Consider the following 18,351-nt stretch of genomic DNA (forward strand, 5'->3'; position numbering starts at 1 on the left):
AGGGGCCAGCGTGAGTGCTGGTGTCCAAGGGGCGACGCAGGCAAGGCGGTTCGCCCCCTTGCAGGTTGCCCACCTGCCCGGTATCGGCCTCGCCCGGCAGTGCGGCGAGACCTATGACGTCTACCTGGGGGTCCTCGACCAGCTGGGCTGACGAATCACGTGAGCACCCTGTGACGAAGGCGCGTTCGATGAGTCGGAGAAAGGTCTGCGAACGAGGCTTGACATGAATCACCGAGCCGCGTCCACAGCCCCGTCCGTGGTCGTAAGATCTCCCGCTGGTGGTCGACACAGCTTGCGGGGGGCGAACATGGAGAGACCGGACGACCGCATCGCATCCGTCCTGCGCTTCGCCGCGGAAGTCGTCGCCTGGGTGGCCACTCCCTGGGCCTTGTCCAAGTACTCATGGCTGCTTGCCGTCTTGGCGGTGGTGGTACTGATCGGCCTTCCGACCGTCTTCTCCACTCCGGGAGACAAGGCGCAGGTGATCATCCCTGTCTCGGGTACCGTCACGATCCTGCTCGTGGTGCTCCAGCTCACTGCTGCCGTGATCGCCGCATGGTTGGCGTGGCCCGTCTATGCGGCAGTCCTCGTGTCTCTCCTCGTGGCCGCCACGCTCGTCACGGAACGTCGACGCTGGCGGTGGCTGCTCTCCACCGACCGGCATACCGGGTGAGCTACGGAGGGGGCACCAAAGCGGGTTGGCCCTCCGGGCAGCCGCGCCACTTCCCGGCCGCTCCCTACTCTTCAGCGAAGTAGGTGTACGGCGCCACCGAGACTCCTTCGGAGACCGCGCGTTCGTCGTCCTCGCCGGCTTCCGGGTCGAGTTCCCGCGCCCCCAACGAATGCAGGGACCACACGGAGAAGCCACATTCGGCAGCCGATCTGGAGGAGGCTGCCGGCCAGTGGTAAGACTGGGTGACTTCGGTTGTAGAGCCATGGCTTGCCGGCGTTGAGGAGACGGGCATGTTCGATGAGGCCGGCGAGAACGAGCTCCTGCTCGCCGCGGTGATGCAACTCGGTGCGAAGGGCGGCTCGATAGGAGCTGCCGCTGGAGGGGCGGCCACCGGAACGCACGGTTTGGGCAGAGCAGGGGCACGGGGCGGTGCTCGTGGAGCCGCTCGAGGCTTCAAATGGACGAAGAAGGACGTCAGTACCACTCATGTCGAGTTGTCCGGAACGGTGACGGCAGTCTCCCAGCTGGTCCACACGACTCTGGCCGACATGGGGAATCCGCTGGGAACGGAGGTCCGAGAGGGCGGGGGCATCGCCGTACGAGCGATGGTCGGTGTAGGGCTTGGCGGTCTGAACCCCACCGTTGTGACCGCTGTTGTGGCCGCAGGTCCCGAAGGCGTAGCGGTGGTGGAGCTCCGCGCCGCAGGTCGTGAAGGGCTCATCAAACAGCGCCCAGCCGAAAAGGCTCTGGCCAAAATCACCGCTCAGCTCAAAGCTGCCTCGCGGTAACGACGGCCGCACGGACCCAGCCCAACGGGCGCCCTGGATGGGCGGGCGGGGTGGCGCATCCCCCTTGAGAGCTACAAGGGTTGTCCATGTGGGGGTGACTCGCGGACGTCGGCGCGTCCCTAGCGTGGTTGTCAGGTCGCCACCGGTGCGACCACCACCACAGGGGGAGGCCACGATGGGCACGACGTCCACCGCACCGCACGACACAGGCTCAGGCCCGGACGAAGAGGACGACGGCCGGGACGGCCGTTTCGGACGGATCGTTCGATCTCCACTCGGCTGGATGCTGACGGGCATGGTCGGTGTCGGTCTCGTCTCGGGCCTGACCGCGACGGGCCCCGGTCCGGTGCCGGCGCTGGGAGCGGCTGCCGCGGTGGCCGTGTACTGGGCGGTCATGCGCTTCGTCGCACGACGCTCCACGCCGGAGATCGCCCGGCGCGGGGCCGGCCGGGAGGTATTGCTCGGCGGCGGGATCGGTCTGGGCTTCATCCTCGTGTCCGCACTCCTGATCACGGCTTTCGGGGGCTACTCGTTCTCCTGGGCGGGCAACGGATTCGTGTCGGTCGTGTGGTCCGCGGTCATGGTGCAGATCGGCGCCGCGGTCACCGAGGAGCTGCTGTTCCGCGGTCTCGCCCTGCAGGCTCTGGAGCAGTTGTGGGGCAGCCGGGCCGCCATCACGATCACCGCGCTGTTCTTCGGCGTCGCCCACCTGGGGGCTCCGGGAGCCAGTGGGCGGAGCGTGGTGGCGATCGCTCTCGAGGCGGGGGTCATGCTCGGTGCCGCGTTCCTGTGGCGGCGTAGCATCTGGTTCGTCGTGGGTCTGCACTTCACCTGGAACACTGTCGAGCAGCTGCTCGGCGTCCCGGTCTCCGGGCACACCCCCGAGGGCCTGTACACCGTCGACGTCCATGGCTCCACCCTGTTGACCGGCGACGGCTTCGGCCTGGAGACGTCGATCGTGCCCATCGTCCTCGGCGTACTGATCACCGTCCCGATGGCCGTCCTCGCCCACCGGAACGGCCGACTGCTGCCCCGGCGGCGGGCCCGGCACTGAGACAGGCCGACTGGAGGAAACGGAAGTGATGTCCCGTCAGGCGCCCTGGAGTTCCCCGCTGTTCCGGGCACCACTTGACCGGTGGAGCGAGTGGGATGCCTCCGCCAAGGACTGCGTACTTGCCCTGGTGCTCACCCTGCTGGCCTTCGTGCCGACCCTGTCGAACATCGGAGGGCAGATCGGCGATCTGCCCGAGCGGCAGGCGAACGCGCTCGGCATCGGGCTGATCCTGGCTCAGACCCTGCCGCTGGCAGCCCGCCGCCGGTGGCCCGCAACCTGTCTGGCCGTCGTCGCAGGCGCGTTCGCCGTGCACCAGGCGCTGGGCTTCGCGACGACGTTCGGGAGCTGGGGGCTGTATCTCGCCCTGTACTCCGCCGGGGCCCATCAGGTCGGTCTCCGCCGCGCTGCGACCGTCGCGGCGAGCGCGGCCTACGCCGTACTGGCCGTCGTCCTGCACCACCTCGGCTCACCACAGGAAATCCCGGACTATCTCGCGTTCTATCTGACTCTGGCCGCGATCTGGCTGGTGGGGGGTGCCGTGCGCATACGGCGAGGGGAAGAGGTGGAACGGCGGCGGCTGGCCGCCGAGGTGGCCACGGCCGCCGAGCGGGCACGGATCGCCCGCGAACTGCACGACGTGGTCACCCACCACGTGACGGCCATGGTGGTCCAGTCCGACGCGGCGCAGTTCCTGCTCACGTCGGCGCCGGAACGGGCCGGGGAGGGACTGGCGGCCGTCAGCGACACCGGCCGTCGGGCCCTGACGGAACTGCGGTACCTGCTCGGCGTGTTGGAGGCGACCGGTGAGTCCGCGGTCGCCGACCCGGCGCGTGCGGACCGGGCCCCGACCCTGGGACGGGTGGTCGACCTGGTCGAACAGGCCCGCAGGTCAGGTCAGTTGGTCGAGTTCAGCGAACACGGCGAGCGGCGGGCACGGTCCGTGGACGTGGAGCTGGCCGCGTACCGCGTGGTGCAGGAGGCGCTCACCAACGCGATGAAGCACGCGTCCGGGCAGCCGGCACACGTCCTGGTCCGGCACGGCGAGGAGCACGTCGAGATCAAGGTGACGACCCACGCACCCGCCGCGTCCCCGGCGACCGTACCGGTCCCGCGGAAGCCTGGCCCAGCGGGCGGACGAGGTCTGGCCGGGCTGCGTGCACGGGTGGGGATGCTCGATGGTGAACTGGAGGCCGGACCCCGGCCCGAGGGCGGGTTCGAGGTCCGCGCGACGATTCCGTCCAAGCCCGTTCAGGAGTGACCCCGTGAGCCATGCGCCGCAACCCATCCGTGTACTCGTCTGCGACGACCAGGCACTGGTGCGGACCGGCTACGTCACCATCTTCTCCGCGCAGCCCGACATCGAGGTCGTCGGGGAGGCCGAGAACGGGCACGCGGCGGTGGAAGCCGCACGGCGGCTGCGGCCCGACGTGGTGGTGATGGACATCCGGATGCCTCTGCTCGACGGCATCCAGGCGACCCGGCAACTGGCCGCTCCCGATGCCGAGTTCCCGCCGAAGGTGCTGGTCGTCACCACCTTCAACGTCGATGCCTACGTCTACGACGCGCTGCGGGCCGGCGCCAGCGGCTTCCTCCTCAAGGACGCGCCTCCCGCGGAGCTGGTGAACGGGATCCGTACGGTCGCCCGGGGCGAGGCCCTGCTGGCGCCCGCCGTCACCCGCCACCTCATAGGTCACTTCGCCGAACACCTGCGGCCGGCCGACACCTCCCGGCAGGCCAGGGAAGACCTCGTGCGCGCGCTGACCCCCCGCGAGCTGGACGTGCTCCGGCAGATCGCCGAGGGGCTGTCGAACGCGGAGATCGCCACGGCGCTGTTCATCACCCCCGAGACGGTCAAGACCTACGTTTCGCGGATCCTGGCCAAACTCGGCCTGCGCGACCGGGTCCAGGCGGTCGTCCTCGCCTACCGGGTCGGGCTGATCCCCGGTGCCGACTGACTGGGGGCCGACCCTCCGCGTATGGCCTCCGCGTTCAAAGCCCCGGGCCGGGGCGTATCACCGGGCGTGCGAGAGGTGCGGCTACTCCCGTGAACCGGTGCGCCTGTCGATCGAGGGGACTTGAGGAACAGCGGAGTTGGGGTCGAAGCCCGCGAAGGCCAGGCCGATGACGAAACCCGCCACCTCCTCCAACTGGCGGACGCGATCCAGCGTCCCCAACGTCGCCGGGGTCCCGCCGACGTCACGGACCAGTTCGCCGACGACGTGGAGTGCCGTCGCATCGTCGCCGCACATCGCCACTGTCACACGGGGCCGGCCGCCACTGTGCGGGCTCGTCCACTGGTCGGCGGGAAAGAGATGGAATGCCTTCACGACCCGGGCTCCTGGAGCAAGCCCGGCGATCCGCCCCGCCATCGACTCGCCGTGTTCGGTGAGCAGAGTGCCGACGCCGTGCGTGACAGCGTTCGTGGGATCGATCAACGGCGTCCCCCTGAGCGCGCCGTCGGACGCGCCCACCGATCCCATCATGTCCGCGACGCCATCCCAGGACACGGCGAGCAGCACCGCATCACGGTCTGCGACCGCCTCACGCGGCGCGACTGCGAGCACTCCGTGTCCCAGCCGCTCAGCAAGCTTCTCCGCCTTGATCTGCGACCGTCCGCCGATCACCACCTCATGTCCTGCACGCGCCCAGCCCTCGCCCAGGGCCGCCGCCAGTGTCCCAGTTCCCAGGATCCCGATGCGCATCGTCTCCGCCTCTCCAACAGTGTTCGGTCCGGTGGTTACGGTAGAGAAGGCGTCGCGCACCGATCAGTGCGTGACCAACGCGCAATGATGGGAGGCGAGATGACAGATGACGACGCGCACTGCTACGAGTTGGTCGCCGATTGCCGGTTGCGCGCGGCCACCGATCTCTTCGCTCACACCTGGGATCCCGTTGTGCTGACGGCACTTCGCGTGGGATCGCGCCGGCGCCGCGAGCTGCGCGCCGCGATCGGTGGCATCAGCGACAAAGTCCTGACCGACTCCCTGCACCGTCTGCTCGCGAGCGGACTGATCGAGCGTCACGCGCATGCTGAGGCGCCGCCCCGCGTCGATTACGCCCTGACCGGCTTGGGACAGAGCCTGGTCGAGGGCCCGATGACGGCGCTCGGACGCTGGATGATCGAGCACGGTGACGAACTTCTGGAAACCCAGGAGAGCAGTAACGCAGAAGGCTTGTGAGCGAGGCTTGACATGAACCATCATGCCGCGTTCACAGACCTGTGCTGCCATGTGACCCATGGGTGATGCCGGCCGTCGGTCAGGGGCGCAGGTGGGCCAGGAGTTCTGCGTCGGCGGGGTATTCCTGCTCCTGGGGGAGCAGTCGGGTGGCTGAGTCCGGTTCGCCGTCCCTGACGAGTGCGTGGATCTCGTTGGCGAGCGGGGTCACGTCGCTGATGGACACGATCCACTCGTCCGCGTAACGCGACGATGCCTCACCCGAGAGCCCCAGTTGCAGCGAGCGGTGCGGCAGGGGACGCAGGTGCAGATCGCGTTCGGGATCCCACTGGACACGGGCCGGTGCGCGCTTGAGGTCACGCTGCCAGGTGCCGCGATCGGGATGCAGTCCGCGAACGTAACTCGACAGACAGGCGTGGCGCAGCGCCCAGTCGAAGCCGTCGCGAGTGATCTCGACGGCGAGGACGGTCTCCTGCCCCTCCTTCGTGCCCCAGCCGGAGCGGTACATCATCCACATGAAACTGGGCTTGATCCACGTCATCCGGTCAGGCCTCCACGCGGCGGGGAAACGCCCCTTGCGGGCGGCGGGTCCGCCGATCTCCGGGCGGTACGCCTGGTAGACGGTGATCGTGGACGCCGTGTGAAGCGCGCGGATCCTGCGGTGCGGTTCTTCCATGGCGTACAGCGTGGGTTCGGCCAGGTCAGGAGGCCACCGATTTTCGATCCGTTGCACAACGCGACGGAGCACGCCGGCCGCGGGCAGCAGGCATTCGCCCGAGCGCGCCAAGTAGCGTCCGTCTCATGGAGCGACATCTCAGCAATGCCGTACTCGGGGGACTGACGCGTCGAGCGCGGTCGTTCGTCACCGGGCACGGCATCAGGATCGACGTGCCGCCGATCGGCCGGCTCGCGGAGCAGTGGCTTGCGCTCGGGGTCCCGTCAGTGGAGATCGACCGCGTGAAGGAGTATCAGGAGCGCTGGGGAGGTCTTGTACTGCCTCCGGCTCCGCACTACGACGGTGGACCCAGGTGTCTGGACTCCGACCTTCCGGAGGGTTCGCCTGACGAGGGGTGGCTGTACCCGGCGGGGACCGACCGGTGCGCGATCCCCTACTCGTTCATGATCGGACCCGGCGGGGAGTTCGGGGTGTACGGCTATCGCTGGACGCCCCTGCACCGAACCGTCGAGGGGTGGGTGGAGTCCGTTGCGCTCGCGTACCACGCGTCTATGTGGGCACAGCAGGTCACCAGGGTTACCGGCGACAGGGTCGATGACGTCGCCCTTGACGGCTTCGAGCCGGTGGAAGAGGTCAAGGGCATGACGGATACCTGGTGGAGGGGCAGCGATTCCCTGGTTGCCCTGTACGCAGGAGAGGCCGAGTGCCTCTCAGCCCCCTCGTCCCGCACCGCATTGATCTACTCCGGCCTGGATCGGTGGGGGCTCTACGGAGAGTCCCGAGGACTGGACGCTGCCATGCGGAAGGGTCTGTGAACGCGGCTCGACATGAGTGGACCCGCGGTTCGGACGACCGTCGCGCCGACGGCTGGGACATGCCCGAGTTCGGGTGGAAGAGCAGAAGGAGGCGGAGTTGAGCGTCACAGGTGTGTGGATCGTCGGCTCGGTGCCTGACCGGCAGGTACGGAATTTGCAGAGCGTTTCGGTTCAGAACTCGGCGCCGGAACCGGTGCACTGTGATGTGCCTGGGGAGCTGGCTTGGTGGCGAAGCAAAGCGCGGGCGTCCATGTTCACGCCGTCGACGAGCTCCGCCGGCGCTTGGAACGCCGACGAGGACGCCCTTCGGCTCGGCGCGTTCTTCAACGCCTGCCGCGACGACTCCGACCGCGCGCAGGAGTTGCGTGACACGGTCATGGATCAGTTTCCCTCCGATATCGGGGAGGGCTTGTTCGTGGCCACTGCGCGCAAGGCCGACCCGTTCTCCGCCCTGGCTTACGCCCTGGGTACCGACGCGACGCTGCGGCTGCCGGGCCGGTTCGGGGACTTCCTTCTCGACGCCGAGCAAGTCCGCGCTCGACTGCCTGCGGTCGAGGAGACCCTCGTCCTGACCGGAACCCCACGTCGCGACGCGATCGAGCGAATCCACGCGTGGATGACCGGCTCGGGTGACGACCCCGCCCACGACGCCGACGAACTCCTTGACGGCCCGCTCCGCGTTCTCCGTCACGCCGCCCGCACGGGCCATGGGGCAGCCGGTCAAGTCTGCTGGTACTGACGTGGCCGAACACCGCACGTACCCCGCCACGGTGTGCCCGCCGGAATTGGACGGTGACCACGAGGCCCTGTGCACAGGCTCCGCTACCTCGCGGGAAGGGTCTGTGAACGCGCGCCATGGCGACTCCCGCCGAAGCGAGCGCCTTCGCCGCGCCGGCCTCCGTGACGAAGTGGTCCCGAGCCGTGGCCACGCGCTTCCCCGCAGGCGTTTGCCCGCACACGGGTGGACACCGCCATGTCACTCCTGTCGAACCGCCGAGCCGAGAGGAACGGGAGAGTCGCGGACGGAGACCGGGAGGAGGAACATCGGAGTCACAGAGACGAAATGGCGGTTATGGGGACACCCTCGATGCATTTCAGTGAGAGTCCGGAGGATCCGTTCGCCCTGGGGCATGCCGCTTCGGCCGTGCTCGACGATCACGGCGCAGTGGTCGGCTGGAGCGCACGTGCGCAGGAGCTGCTGGGCTACCGGGCCAAGGAAGTGATCGGACGGGCGTGGCGGGACCTCCTGGTCGACGCCCGTGACCTGCCTGTCGCGCGGTCCGTCGTCGTGGACGCCATGAGGGCGGGGGGCTGGTTCGGAGTCCTGCCCGTCCGGCACCACGACGGACGGCGTGTGGAGATGGGTTTCCGGGCCCGCGCGATCACCCGCGACGGAGATCGTCAGGAGTGGTTCCTGGTCGGTGCTCCTGCCACGGAAATCGTTGCCTGGCAGCGGGACCGTGCGCTGCTGGACGGCCTGTACCACCGGTCCCCGATCGGTCTGGCCATCCACGGCACGGACAGGAAGGTGATCCGGGTCAACCGCGCGATCGAAAAAGCAAGCGGCATCACAGCCGAGGCGCCGGTGGGCCGTCGTTCCGGTGAGTTCCTGGTCGACGAGGACGCGGGTCCGGCCGATGAGCGGGTGCGCCACGTCCTGGAGACCGGCGAGCCGTTGATCTTCACGGAGCAGTCTGCGCGCACACGCCATGCTCCGGGGCGGGAACGGATGGTCTCCGTCTCCGCGTTCCGGATGGAAGACCCCTCGGGCCGGGTTCTCGGCGTGGCGGAGACGATCGAGGACGTGACCCAGCGCTACCGGGCCCGCCGCAGACTCACCCTGCTGAACGAGGCGAGCGCCCGGATCGGAACCTCACTGGACGTGACGCAGACGGCCCGGGAACTGGCCGAGGTGGCCGTCTCCGGCCTGGCCGACTACTGCTCGGTGGACCTCCTGAAGCCGGTTGCACTTGGTGACGAACTGCCCTCGGACATGGCAGGCGCACTACTGCGAGTGGCCCTTTCGCCCCCGGAACGACGGGTCCCGTTCCAGGAGGGCGAAGTGGTCCCGCTCCTTCCGGAGTCCCCACAGGCGCGGTGCCTGGCCGAGCGTCGCCCGGTTCTCGAACGCGTGCTGTCCCTCCGCCCCGAGTGGTACGCCATGGACCGGCGGCGGATCGAGGTCGTGCTGGGTCTCGGCGTTCATTCCCTGATCGCGGTGCCCCTGATGGCACGCGGCCTGGTACTGGGCGTGGTGAGTCTGTGGCGAGTGCGCGATTCGGAGCCTTTCGAGGACGACGACGCCGCGGTGGCCCATGAGTTCTCCTCGCGTGCGGCCGTCTGCATCGACAACGCGCGCCGCTTCACCCAGCAACAGAGCGCCGCTCTGACTCTGCAGCGCAGTCTGCTGCCGGGCACGGTGTCCGACCTGCCGGCCGTCGAGGTGGCCTGCCGGTACCTGCCGGCGAGCGGTGAAGCGGGCATCGGTGGTGACTGGTTCGACGTGATCCCGTTGTCAGGGGCCCGGGTCGCCCTCGTCGTGGGAGACGTGGTCGGCCACGGAATCCACGCCGCGGCCTCGATGGGGCGCCTGCGCGCCGCCGTGCGCACCCTGGCCAGCCTCGACCTGGAACCGGACGAGGTGGTGGCCCGGCTGGACGATCTGGTCAGTCTGCTGGCCGCCGAGGGGGAGACGAACGCCGAGGGCAACCAGTCGGCGATCGAGCAGGTGGTCGGGGCCACGTGCGTCTACGCGGTCTACGATCCGGTGTCCCGGCAATGCTCCCTGGCACGCGCGGGCCACCCGGCACCCCTGGTGTCCACACCGGACGGCCAGGTGACCGTGCTCGACCTGCCCGCGGGTCCACCGCTCGGCCTGGGCGGACTGCCGTTCGAGATGTACCACCTGGACCTCCCTGAGGGCAGCCTGCTCACGCTCTACACCGACGGCCTCCTGGAGGCGCGCGACGGCGACATCGATGCCGCGCTGGAGCACCTGGAGGAATGTCTCGCCCACACGGCCGACGCTCTGGAGCGCACGTGCGACGGGGTGGTCGAGGCGCTGCTGCCCACGAACCGCCGCCCCACCGACGACATCGCGCTGCTCATGGCCCGTACCCGGGTACTGCCGCCGGAGAACTTCGCCACCTGGCACCTGCCTCTGGAAGCGACCGCCGCCGGCCGCGCCAGGGAGCTGACCACGGCGAAACTGGCCGAATGGGGGCTGTCGGAAATGGCCTTCACCACCGAGCTGGTCGCCAGCGAGCTCGTCACCAACGCCTACCGGTACGCGGACGGCCCCGTCACCCTGCGCCTCATCCGTACACACTGTCTGATCTGTGAGGTGTCCGACGCCAGCCACACGTCCCCTCACCTCCGAAGGGCCCTCAGCACGGACGAGGGCGGACGCGGGCTCTTCCTGGTCGCGCAGCTCACGGAGCGGTGGGGCACCCGCTACAGCCACGACGGCAAGACGGTCTGGACGGAGCAGCCTCTGCCGCCCTCCTGACCACCCGTGGCCTCCACGTCTTCCACGACTTCCACGTCTTCCACGACCACGGCCCACCGCGACAGCCGACTGGCCGGCCGACGGTCTGTGAACGCGGCTCGACATGGATCGTCAAGCCGCGTCGACAGCCTCTTCCGTGCTGCGGGCAGCCACCGGCCGAGGCTGCTCTGCTCCGATGTCGATGCCGTCTCGTGGCAGACATGCGCAGGGCCGTGTGTCGGGGTCGGCGGCCGCCGTTCGGATCACTCAAGGCGGCCCTTCAGGTGGTTGCCGGACGCCTCATGAGCCAGGCAGCCGTCGCCGGGGTACGACGTCTCAGCAGAGGACGAACCCGGAACGCCGTGAGGAGCTTGGCGATGTACGCAGCAGTCCGCCGGTACGAAGGGGTGACCGATTCGGCCGAGGCGGCACGTCTCGTGAACGAGGGGTTCGTGGCGCTCATGCGCCAGGTCTCCGGCTTCGTGGCCTACTACTGGATCGATGCCGGGGACGGAGTGATGGTCTCGACCAGCGTCTTCCAGGATCAGGCCGGTGCCGAGGAATCGATCTTGAGGGCTGCGGACTTCGTGCGGGACCACCTTGCGTCACTGCTCCCCAACCCTCCCCAGGTCATGGCCGGCGAGGTGGTGGCTTCCGCATGACAGCGTTCGCACCAGCCACCAGGCAAGGCCGGTGCAGCCCTGGAGGCCGTTTCATGTCCCTGGTCCCTGGTCCCTGGTGCCTGGTCCCTGGTGGCTGGTCCCTGGTGCCTGGTGGCTGGTGCCTGGTTCGGCTTGACAGAATCATCGTGCCGCGTCGGCACTCTTGCCGCAGGGCCCGGACATCCCGCCCTTCAGGGACGCAGCCTGTCGAGTGCCTCGTCCAGCGTCGTCGCGGCCATGATGAGCGAGAGATGGGTGAAGGCCTGCGGGAAGTTGCCCAGTTGCTCACCGCTCGGGCCGATCTCCTCGGCGAACAGGCCGACATGGTTGGCGTACGTCTGCATCTTCTCGAACGTGTAGCGGGCCTGGGGCAGCCTTCCCGCCCGGGCGAGCGCGTCGACGTACAGGAAGGTGCACAGACTGAACGTCCCCTCGGAGCCGCGCAGTCCGTCGGGCGAGGCCCTGGGGTCGTAGCGGTAGACCAGGCTGTCGGAGACGAGGACGCGGTCCATGGCGTCCAGGGTGCTGAGCCAGCCGGGGCTGCGCGGGGAGACGAAGCCGACGCGGGGAGCCAGCAGCAGGGACGCGTCCAGCACGTCACCGTCGTAGTGCTGGACCATCGCCTCCTCCTTGTCGCTCCAGCCGCGCGCCATCACCTGTTCGAAGATCGCGTCCCGGGCCGCGGTCCAGCGGACGGTGTCGGCCGGTCTGCTGAACTCGGCGGCCAGCTTCAGTCCCCGGTCGAAGGCGGCCCAGCACATCACCCGGCTGTAGGTGAAGTCCTTGCGCCCGCCCCGGGTTTCCCAGATGCCCTCGTCGGGCCGGTCCCAGTTGTCGGCGAGCCAGTCGAGGATGCCGGCCAGCCCCTTCCAGCCGTGGTAGCCGGCCCGTTCGCCCACCGCGCGGCCCTCGGCCAGGGCGTAGAGGGCCTCGCCGTAGATGTCGAGCTGCAACTGGTCGGAGGCCGCGTTGCCGACCCGTACCGGGGACGAGCCGCGGTAGCCCTCGAAGTGTTCCAGGATCTCCTCCGTCAGATGCGGGTCGCCGTCGACCCGGTACATGATCTGGAGGACCTCGTCGGCCGGTCCTTCGCGCGCTTCCAGACGGTCGCCGATCCAGCGGGTGAACTGGCTGGCCTCCTCCACGAAGCCGAGGTCGAGCAGCGCGCGTACCGAGAGCGAGCCGTCGCGCACCCACGTGTACCGGTAGTCCCAGTTGCGCTCTCCGCCGACCTGCTCGGGCAGCCCCATGGTGGGGGCGGCGACGGGCGCGCCCGTCGGCGCGTAGGTGAGGAGCTTGAGGGTGATGGCCGAGCGGTGCACCATCTCCGTCCAGCGGCCCCGGTAGTTCGAGGTGCGCACCCACTTCTGCCAGAAGTCGACGTTGTTCCACAGGCCCTCGGTGATCCCGTCGAGCGTGGGGGGTGGCGGCGCTTCGCCGTCCGGCCCGCACACCGTGAACACCACGGCCGCCTGCTCGCCGTTCTGGAGGGTGATGCCACCCCGGACGTCCTGCCCGTCGCGTTCGAGAGGGATGTTGCCCTGGAGATGGGCGGCCGCCCCGGGGGACCGGAACGTCGCTGCTCCGGGGGTCAGTTCGAGTTCGTGGGTGGCCCGCGCGTAGTCGAACCGCGGCCGGCACTCCAGGGCGAAATGCACGGTGCCGCGCACCGAGCGCACGATGCGCACCAGGCTGTGCCGGTCGGTCGGGGTCGGGCCCGGCAGGACCGGCATGTGATCGATGATCTCGCCCACGCCGTCCGGGGACATGAAGCGGGTCACCACGACGGCCGTGTCCGGGTAGTAGAGCTGCCTCCACGTTCCCTCGGGGTGATCGGGCGCGAGGCGGAAGTAGCCGCCGCCGTCGTGGTCCAGCAGCGAGGCGAAGACGCTGGGGGAGTCGAAGCGCGGTGCCGGGAACCAGTTGACCACGCCCCGGGACGACACCAGGGCAGCGGTCTGCAGGTCCCCGACCAGGCCGTGGTCGGCGATGGGCGGATAGCGGTCCATGCTGGCCTCCTTGTCGGGCTCGTCAGGCAGCTTCGGCCTTGACGCGCCCCGAGCGGACGGCGGCGACTAGCGCCCGGTGGTCCCTCTCGTTCTGGTCGGCGTAGCTCTCGGCGAACGGAACGAGCGCCCGGTCGAAGATGTCGCCCCCGCCGAGATAGGAGGCGATGGCGATCCGGTCGCCCGACCTCGCGTGCGCGCGGGCCAGCGTGGCACCGCACAGTTCACCGAAGGCCCGCATGCCCGACGGCACCATGGCCTCGGGTTCGGCGATGCCTTTCCAGTCCCGCAACTGCCGTACGTAGAAGTCCCGTCGGCGGCCGTCGATGCCGTCCGCCCGTTCCCAGCCCAGGAAGATGTCACTGGTGGCCTGCATGAGCCGCTGGCCGGCGACCACGCGCTCGCCCTGCGTCCGGTACTCGCTGGCCCCGGCGAACGGCGCGAGCACCGACTCGTCGGCCTCCTTGGCCTGCAGGAGCAGTGGATCCGAGTCGTCCCGGCCGAGCAGCAGGATGATCCAGCACCGGGTTCCCACACTGCCGACACCGACCACCTTGCGCGCCACGTCGGCGATCCGGTACTGCTCAAGCAGGAACCGGCGGTCCGAGTTCAGGCTCCGGGCGTAGCGGTCGATCAGCCGGCGGATCTGCTTCTCCAGCGCGCCGCGTTCGACGTCCGGAAGCAGATCCTGCAACGGCGTGACGAGCGGCGGATCCGGGGCGATGCGGGCCTTGCCGTCGACCAGGTGGGTCAGCTTGGCGAAGGCCTGGAGACTGTCCCGGGTGCGCGCCTTGGCCGTCGTCCTGGACCAGCGTTCGCGTGCCCGCGCGCTCAACTCCCCGGCGATGTGGGTGCGTACCCACTCCTCGTCGAAATGCGTGTACCAGACGGGGAGATTGCCCAGCCCGGCGAAGCGCCTGATCCATTCGCGATACGACCGCACCGTCGTACGGACGATGTCGGCGCGCTCCTTGGTGCTGAAGCCGTTCGCCCGGCCCGCGATGACGAAGCTGGTGGACAGGCGCTTGACGTCCCACTCCCAGGGGCCCGGCAGCGTCTCGTCGAAGTCGTTGATGTCGAACATCATGCGGCGCTCGGGCGAGGCCAGCAGTCGGAAGTTCAACAGGTGGGCGTCACCGCACAGTTGGACCCTGATGCCGGACCGGGCGGTGTCGGCGAGGTCCCCGGCCATGACGGCGGCGGCCCCGCGGTAGAAACGGAAGGGCGACTCGGTCATCCTGCCGTAGCGGATCGGCACGAGTTCGGGTACCCGGGTCGCCGACTGGCCCTCCACGACGTCCACCGGGTCGGTCCGTTTCGGTGAGGGGACGAAGTCGGCGTGGCTGGAACGGGGTACGGCGGACCTGGCGGCCTTGCCGAGCGCGGCCCGCTCCGCCGGAGTGTGCTGCGGGGGGTGACTGTCGGCCGGGTGCCTGGGGGTCATTGCAGACGCTCCGCGATGTGGTCGCCGACGCGGAGCGCGTTGGCGATGGCGGTCAGCGAGGGATTCACCGCGCCGATGCTCGGGAAGAAGCTCGTGTCGACGACGTAGAGGTTGTCCAGGTCGTGCGCCTTGCAGTTGACGTCGAGGGCCGAATCGGCGGGGTCCCGGCCGAAGCGGACCGTCCCCGCCTGGTGTGCTGTCGCGCCGATGGGCATGCCCTTGTGCAGGTAGATGCTGTGCGGCAGGAGATGGTGTTCGCGCATTCCCAAGTGGCCGAGCATCCGCTGTAGTTCGTGCCGCAGGCGCTGGAGTCCGGCGATGTTGTTCTTCTCGTTGAGGGCGAGGTGGATGGCGCCGTCCCCGTCCAGGGTGACGCGGTTGCCGGCGAGGGGCAGGTCCTCGCCGCACAGCCAGAAGTCGACGGCGTGGTGGGCGAGTACCTCGAAGGGCATGTCGGGAGCGACGGCTCCCGCCCAGCGGGGCGCCTCTCCGTGGATCTGCTCGGAGTCGGACTTGCCGAGCATCTGGATGCCGCCGAGGGGGTAGTCCCAGTCGTCGGACCCCAGGTACCAGTCGTGCAGCGCCAGCGTCTTCTGGAACTTGGTGTCGTTCGGTTCCTCGGATATGGCCATGAGGGCGAGGTTGTTGTGCCGCATGTAGTGACGACCCACCACGTCCGAGCTGTTGGCCAGACCTCGCGGACGCCGGTCGTTCGCCGAACGCAGCAGTAGCGCGGCCGAGTTGACCGCACCGCAGGCGACGATCACGATGTCCGCGCTGAACTCGACGGTCGGACCGTCGCCGCCCTCGTCTCCGTCACCGTCTCCCACCGCGGCGACGACAGATGTGACGCTGCGGCCCGTGGGGTCGGTGTCGAGCCGTCGTACGTTCGCGTGGGTGACCATCTCCACGTTGGGGTGTTCGAGGGCGGGGTCGACGCAGATGACCTGGGCGTCGGACTTCGCGCCGACCAGGCAGGGAAAGCCGTCGACGCGGTCGCAGCGGATGCAGGCGCTGGTGTGCGTGGCCCGGCCCCGGTCGTCCTGGGTGAGGTTCACCCCGATCGGGAGGTGGAAGGGGTGCAGCCCCCGCTTCTCCAGGTCGTCGCTCAGACGCTGGATACGCGACTCGTGCTGGACCGGCGGATACGCGTACTGGGCGCTGCTGGGACCTTCGGTCGGGTCCTCGCCGTGGCGGCCGTGCACGAGGTAGAGGTGTTCGGCCTGGGTGTAGTACGGCTCCAGGTCCTGATAGCCGAGAGGCCAGGCGGGGGAGACGCCGTCGTGGTGGCGGAGCTCGCCGAAGTCCTCCGGACGCAGCCGGAAGAGCGCGGCGCCGTAGAACTTGGTGTTGCCGCCCACGTAGTAGTTGACCTCGGGCGGGAACTGGTCGCCGTGCCGGTCGTACCAGAACTCCGGGGCCCGGTACTTGCCCTTGACGAACACCGCGGTGGAGTCCCAGTTGTCGCGTTCGCGCGGGAGATAGCCGCCGCGTTCGAGGAGGAGAATCCGTTTGCCGGTGGGTGCCAGCCGGTGGGCGATGGTCCCGCCGCCCGCGCCGGTCCCGATAACGATGACGTCGTAGTGACGTGATTCGGTCATGCCGGCCACCGTCCTTGGATCGTGGTCCTGGCCTGCCGGTGGAGGAGGGCGTCAGGCCCTGCCGGTAGAGGAAGGCATCCAGCCCGGTCACCAAGGTAGCTCTGGGCGATATGTCCGGCGAGTTGAGCTACGGGACAGCCCTTAGGACCGGTCCTGGTCGGGCGAGCCCAGCCTGCGGACCACGGCGGGTTCCCGCGCGATGACGGCACCGGCGGTGATGCCCACGGAGATGACGACGCACAGTCCGATCAGCCAGGACAGCACGGTGAAGACGGCGCCCAGTGATCCGTAGCGTTCCAGGCTGTGGTTGAGGGCCTTGGGCACGTACACCTTGGCGGTCACCGAAAGCACGGTCAGGGCCACCCCGGTCACGATCGCGCCGGGCAGCAGAGGAAGCCACGGGACGCGCCCCGCGAGCAGCAGGTGCTGGGTCCACCACCAGACGCCGACCTCGGTGACCAGGAGCAGCGGGAGTCCGAGCCAGGACCCCACGCCGAAGCCGGTCCGCAGCGGTCCCTGCAGGGCGATGACGACCAGCAGGGTCACGATCCACACGAACCAGCGCCAGACGGCGATCCGCGCGCTCGTGGCCGGCAGCAGCCAGGCACGCTGGCACAGCCGCTGCATGGCCCGGCTGCACGCGGTGGCGGACAGCAGCACCATCACAAGGCTGACCACCCCGGTGCTCTGCCGCAGGCCCGCCGAGTCGGCCCCGTAGACCTTCTTCAACTGCTGGTCGGCGGAGCCGGTGATGCCGAGGATGTCGTGCACCGAGTCGACGATCTCCTTGCGTACCGACTGAGGGGCGAAGGAGGCGACCACGAAGAGCAGTGGGACGGCGGTCAGGAAGGCCTGGGCGGCGAGACGGGTCGCGGAGTCCAGCAGGTTCACCGCGATGAGATGGGAGGAGAGCCGGGTGATCACCGGGAACCGTGTCTCGGCGCCGGCGCGCACTCCCAGCAGCCTGGCCCGCAGCGCCGCCGACCGCTCGCGCGGACGGCGCCGGCCGCCGCCGGCGTCCGGGCCGGGTCCTTCGCCTGCGCGCATTCCGCTCCCCGTGTCGGGTCCTGGCCGTGCACCCCGTCGGGGGTGACCGCGCCACCAGGGTGCAGTCCGGCGCGGTCGCCGGGCGCGCGGCGCGAGCGCCGTTGGGCCGTACGGGGGTGGGCCGCGAGCCGTGATGAGCAGGGCGGAAGCGCGGATTTGTGGACGTGGGCGGGGGAGGTGACGATGAAGGCATGCGCGATGCCGCGGCGGTGAGCCGCGCGAGACCACGCGGGGGCGGCGATGGTCCTTGACCTGGTCCTCATCGGTCTGGTGATCGCCCTGGACCCGCTGCCGGTCACCGGATTCGTGCTGGTGCTGTCGTCGCGGAACGGGATCTGGAAGGGCCTCGCCTTCATCCTCACCTGGCTTGCCACCTTCGTCGGCATCATCGCCGCGGTCCTGCTCATGACGGGCGGCCAGCCACCGCCCGCGAAATCCGCGCCGTCCACGGCCGCGCTGGCCGCCAAACTGGCCATCGGCGTCGGACTCGTCCTCTACGCGGAGCGCACCCGCCGCAACATCGGCAAGCGGCCGAAGTCCGCCGGCTTCATGTCGCGGATCGAACGGATCTCGCCCTGGTCGGCGGCCGGGCTGGCGCTGCTGCTCCAGCCGTGGGGGATGGTCGCGGCCGGAGCCGCCACCGTCGTGGACGCCGACCTCTCGCACGCCGCGTCGTACGCGGCGCTGATGGGCTACGTCCTGCTGGCCACGTCCAGCATCCTCACGTTGGAGCTCTACGCGACGTTCGCGCCGCGATCGGCGCACGTCCGGCTGGAGAGGCTGCGTGGGTGGCTGGAGGGGCACCAGGACCAGGCGCTGGTGTCGCTGGTGCTGTTCCTGGGGCTGTGGCTGGTGGGCAAGAGCATCTACCAGCTGACCGCGTGAACACCCGAACGGTCCCACCGGCTCCATTTGTTCACAG

18 protein-coding genes are annotated in these 18,351 nt (G+C 69.3%); 12 read left to right on the forward strand and 6 right to left on the reverse strand.

Features of this window, described 5'->3' with window-relative positions; genetic code table 11:
* Positions 1 to 10 precede the first annotated feature (10 nt).
* From ACFYW8_RS26280 to ACFYW8_RS26305, 6 genes are all read left to right on the forward strand, one after another.
* A complete protein-coding gene (locus ACFYW8_RS26280; RefSeq protein ID WP_389080745.1) occupies positions 11 to 151 on the forward strand; it encodes a hypothetical protein in 141 nt (46 codons plus the stop codon).
* A 156-nt stretch (positions 152 to 307) separates the two neighbouring features.
* Positions 308 to 673, forward strand: coding sequence for a hypothetical protein (locus ACFYW8_RS26285; RefSeq protein WP_365880932.1), 366 nt, complete (start codon positions 308 to 310; stop codon positions 671 to 673).
* 290 nt (positions 674 to 963) lie between these two features.
* Entirely contained in the window at positions 964 to 1,461 is a 498-nt protein-coding gene (locus tag ACFYW8_RS26290; RefSeq protein WP_389080750.1) for a hypothetical protein, read from the forward strand.
* A 175-nt stretch (positions 1,462 to 1,636) separates the two neighbouring features.
* Entirely contained in the window at positions 1,637 to 2,515 is an 879-nt protein-coding gene (locus tag ACFYW8_RS26295; protein ID WP_389080756.1) for a CPBP family intramembrane glutamic endopeptidase, read from the forward strand.
* A gap of 28 nt (positions 2,516 to 2,543) precedes the next feature.
* Positions 2,544 to 3,773, forward strand: coding sequence for a sensor histidine kinase (locus tag ACFYW8_RS26300; protein ID WP_389080761.1), 1,230 nt, complete (start codon positions 2,544 to 2,546; stop codon positions 3,771 to 3,773).
* A 4-nt stretch (positions 3,774 to 3,777) separates the two neighbouring features.
* Positions 3,778 to 4,470: a response regulator gene (locus ACFYW8_RS26305; RefSeq protein ID WP_389080766.1), complete on the forward strand. Its 693-nt coding sequence runs from the start codon at positions 3,778 to 3,780 to the stop codon at positions 4,468 to 4,470.
* 81 nt (positions 4,471 to 4,551) lie between these two features.
* Here the strand turns inward: ACFYW8_RS26305 and ACFYW8_RS26310 are convergent, their stop codons facing one another.
* Complete coding sequence (locus tag ACFYW8_RS26310) at positions 4,552 to 5,217, reverse strand: NADPH-dependent F420 reductase (protein WP_389080770.1); 666 nt, start codon at positions 5,215 to 5,217, stop codon at positions 4,552 to 4,554.
* 99 nt (positions 5,218 to 5,316) lie between these two features.
* On the opposite strand from ACFYW8_RS26310, the gene ACFYW8_RS26315 reads away from it, so the two are divergent.
* Positions 5,317 to 5,694, forward strand: a complete 378-nt coding sequence (locus ACFYW8_RS26315; protein ID WP_389080775.1) for a winged helix-turn-helix transcriptional regulator — start codon at positions 5,317 to 5,319, stop codon at positions 5,692 to 5,694.
* 79 nt (positions 5,695 to 5,773) lie between these two features.
* Here ACFYW8_RS26315 and ACFYW8_RS26320 read toward each other — a convergent pair whose 3' ends face one another.
* Positions 5,774 to 6,367, reverse strand: coding sequence for a DUF4291 domain-containing protein (locus tag ACFYW8_RS26320; RefSeq protein WP_389080779.1), 594 nt, complete (start codon positions 6,365 to 6,367; stop codon positions 5,774 to 5,776).
* A 125-nt stretch (positions 6,368 to 6,492) separates the two neighbouring features.
* Here ACFYW8_RS26320 and ACFYW8_RS26325 point away from each other — a divergent pair, with 125 nt between their 5' ends.
* From ACFYW8_RS26325 to ACFYW8_RS26340, 4 genes are all read left to right on the forward strand, one after another.
* Positions 6,493 to 7,182, forward strand: coding sequence for a hypothetical protein (locus ACFYW8_RS26325; RefSeq protein WP_389080783.1), 690 nt, complete (start codon positions 6,493 to 6,495; stop codon positions 7,180 to 7,182).
* Positions 7,183 to 7,279: 97 nt separating this feature from the next.
* Positions 7,280 to 7,921 carry a hypothetical protein gene (locus tag ACFYW8_RS26330; protein WP_389080788.1) on the forward strand — a complete coding sequence of 214 codons (642 nt, stop codon included), beginning with the start codon at positions 7,280 to 7,282 and terminating at the stop codon, positions 7,919 to 7,921.
* Between the two features lie 348 nt (positions 7,922 to 8,269).
* Entirely contained in the window at positions 8,270 to 10,690 is a 2,421-nt protein-coding gene (locus tag ACFYW8_RS26335; RefSeq protein ID WP_389080793.1) for a SpoIIE family protein phosphatase, read from the forward strand.
* Positions 10,691 to 11,046: 356 nt separating this feature from the next.
* Positions 11,047 to 11,331, forward strand: a complete 285-nt coding sequence (locus ACFYW8_RS26340) for a hypothetical protein (protein WP_389080798.1) — start codon at positions 11,047 to 11,049, stop codon at positions 11,329 to 11,331.
* Positions 11,332 to 11,522: 191 nt separating this feature from the next.
* Here the strand turns inward: ACFYW8_RS26340 and ACFYW8_RS26345 are convergent, their stop codons facing one another.
* From ACFYW8_RS26345 to ACFYW8_RS26360, 4 genes are all read right to left on the reverse strand, one after another.
* On the reverse strand, positions 11,523 to 13,340 hold the full coding sequence (locus ACFYW8_RS26345; RefSeq protein ID WP_389080803.1) for a glycoside hydrolase family 15 protein: 1,818 nt from the start codon (positions 13,338 to 13,340) through the stop codon (positions 11,523 to 11,525).
* 22 nt (positions 13,341 to 13,362) lie between these two features.
* Positions 13,363 to 14,781: a DUF2252 domain-containing protein gene (locus ACFYW8_RS26350; RefSeq protein ID WP_389080808.1), complete on the reverse strand. Its 1,419-nt coding sequence runs from the start codon at positions 14,779 to 14,781 to the stop codon at positions 13,363 to 13,365.
* Positions 14,778 to 16,382: a GMC oxidoreductase gene (locus ACFYW8_RS26355; RefSeq protein WP_389080813.1), complete on the reverse strand. Its 1,605-nt coding sequence runs from the start codon at positions 16,380 to 16,382 to the stop codon at positions 14,778 to 14,780. The genes ACFYW8_RS26350 and ACFYW8_RS26355 overlap by 4 nt, the downstream gene beginning before the upstream one ends.
* Before the next feature lie 141 nt (positions 16,383 to 16,523).
* Positions 16,524 to 17,429, reverse strand: a complete 906-nt coding sequence (locus ACFYW8_RS26360; protein WP_389080817.1) for a YhjD/YihY/BrkB family envelope integrity protein — start codon at positions 17,427 to 17,429, stop codon at positions 16,524 to 16,526.
* 240 nt (positions 17,430 to 17,669) lie between these two features.
* Between ACFYW8_RS26360 and ACFYW8_RS26365 the strand changes: the two genes are divergently transcribed.
* Positions 17,670 to 18,314: a GAP family protein gene (locus ACFYW8_RS26365; RefSeq protein ID WP_389080822.1), complete on the forward strand. Its 645-nt coding sequence runs from the start codon at positions 17,670 to 17,672 to the stop codon at positions 18,312 to 18,314.
* Positions 18,315 to 18,351: the final 37 nt, after the last annotated feature.

It is taken from the genome of Streptomyces sp. NPDC002742 (assembly GCF_042888885.1).
GTDB lineage: Bacteria > Actinomycetota > Actinomycetes > Streptomycetales > Streptomycetaceae > Streptomyces.

Bases quoted from the DNA above. Each gene is read 5' to 3' on its own strand.
- ACFYW8_RS26300 (WP_389080761.1), top strand. From the start codon at position 2,544: ATGTCCCGTCAGGCGCCCTGGAGTTCCCCGCTGTTCCGGGCACCACTT.
- ACFYW8_RS26355 (WP_389080813.1), bottom strand. From the start codon at position 16,382: ATGACCGAATCACGTCACTACGACGTCATCGTTATCGGGACCGGCGCG.
- ACFYW8_RS26320 (WP_389080779.1), bottom strand. From the start codon at position 6,367: ATGGAAGAACCGCACCGCAGGATCCGCGCGCTTCACACGGCGTCCACG.
- ACFYW8_RS26290 (WP_389080750.1), top strand. From the start codon at position 964: ATGTTCGATGAGGCCGGCGAGAACGAGCTCCTGCTCGCCGCGGTGATG.
- ACFYW8_RS26325 (WP_389080783.1), top strand. From the start codon at position 6,493: ATGGAGCGACATCTCAGCAATGCCGTACTCGGGGGACTGACGCGTCGA.
- ACFYW8_RS26350 (WP_389080808.1), bottom strand. From the start codon at position 14,781: ATGACCCCCAGGCACCCGGCCGACAGTCACCCCCCGCAGCACACTCCG.
- ACFYW8_RS26335 (WP_389080793.1), top strand. From the start codon at position 8,270: ATGCATTTCAGTGAGAGTCCGGAGGATCCGTTCGCCCTGGGGCATGCC.
- ACFYW8_RS26360 (WP_389080817.1), bottom strand. From the start codon at position 17,429: ATGCGCGCAGGCGAAGGACCCGGCCCGGACGCCGGCGGCGGCCGGCGC.
- ACFYW8_RS26310 (WP_389080770.1), bottom strand. From the start codon at position 5,217: ATGCGCATCGGGATCCTGGGAACTGGGACACTGGCGGCGGCCCTGGGC.
- ACFYW8_RS26285 (WP_365880932.1), top strand. From the start codon at position 308: ATGGAGAGACCGGACGACCGCATCGCATCCGTCCTGCGCTTCGCCGCG.
- ACFYW8_RS26295 (WP_389080756.1), top strand. From the start codon at position 1,637: ATGGGCACGACGTCCACCGCACCGCACGACACAGGCTCAGGCCCGGAC.
- ACFYW8_RS26340 (WP_389080798.1), top strand. From the start codon at position 11,047: ATGTACGCAGCAGTCCGCCGGTACGAAGGGGTGACCGATTCGGCCGAG.
- ACFYW8_RS26315 (WP_389080775.1), top strand. From the start codon at position 5,317: ATGACAGATGACGACGCGCACTGCTACGAGTTGGTCGCCGATTGCCGG.
- ACFYW8_RS26345 (WP_389080803.1), bottom strand. From the start codon at position 13,340: ATGGACCGCTATCCGCCCATCGCCGACCACGGCCTGGTCGGGGACCTG.
- ACFYW8_RS26365 (WP_389080822.1), top strand. From the start codon at position 17,670: ATGGTCCTTGACCTGGTCCTCATCGGTCTGGTGATCGCCCTGGACCCG.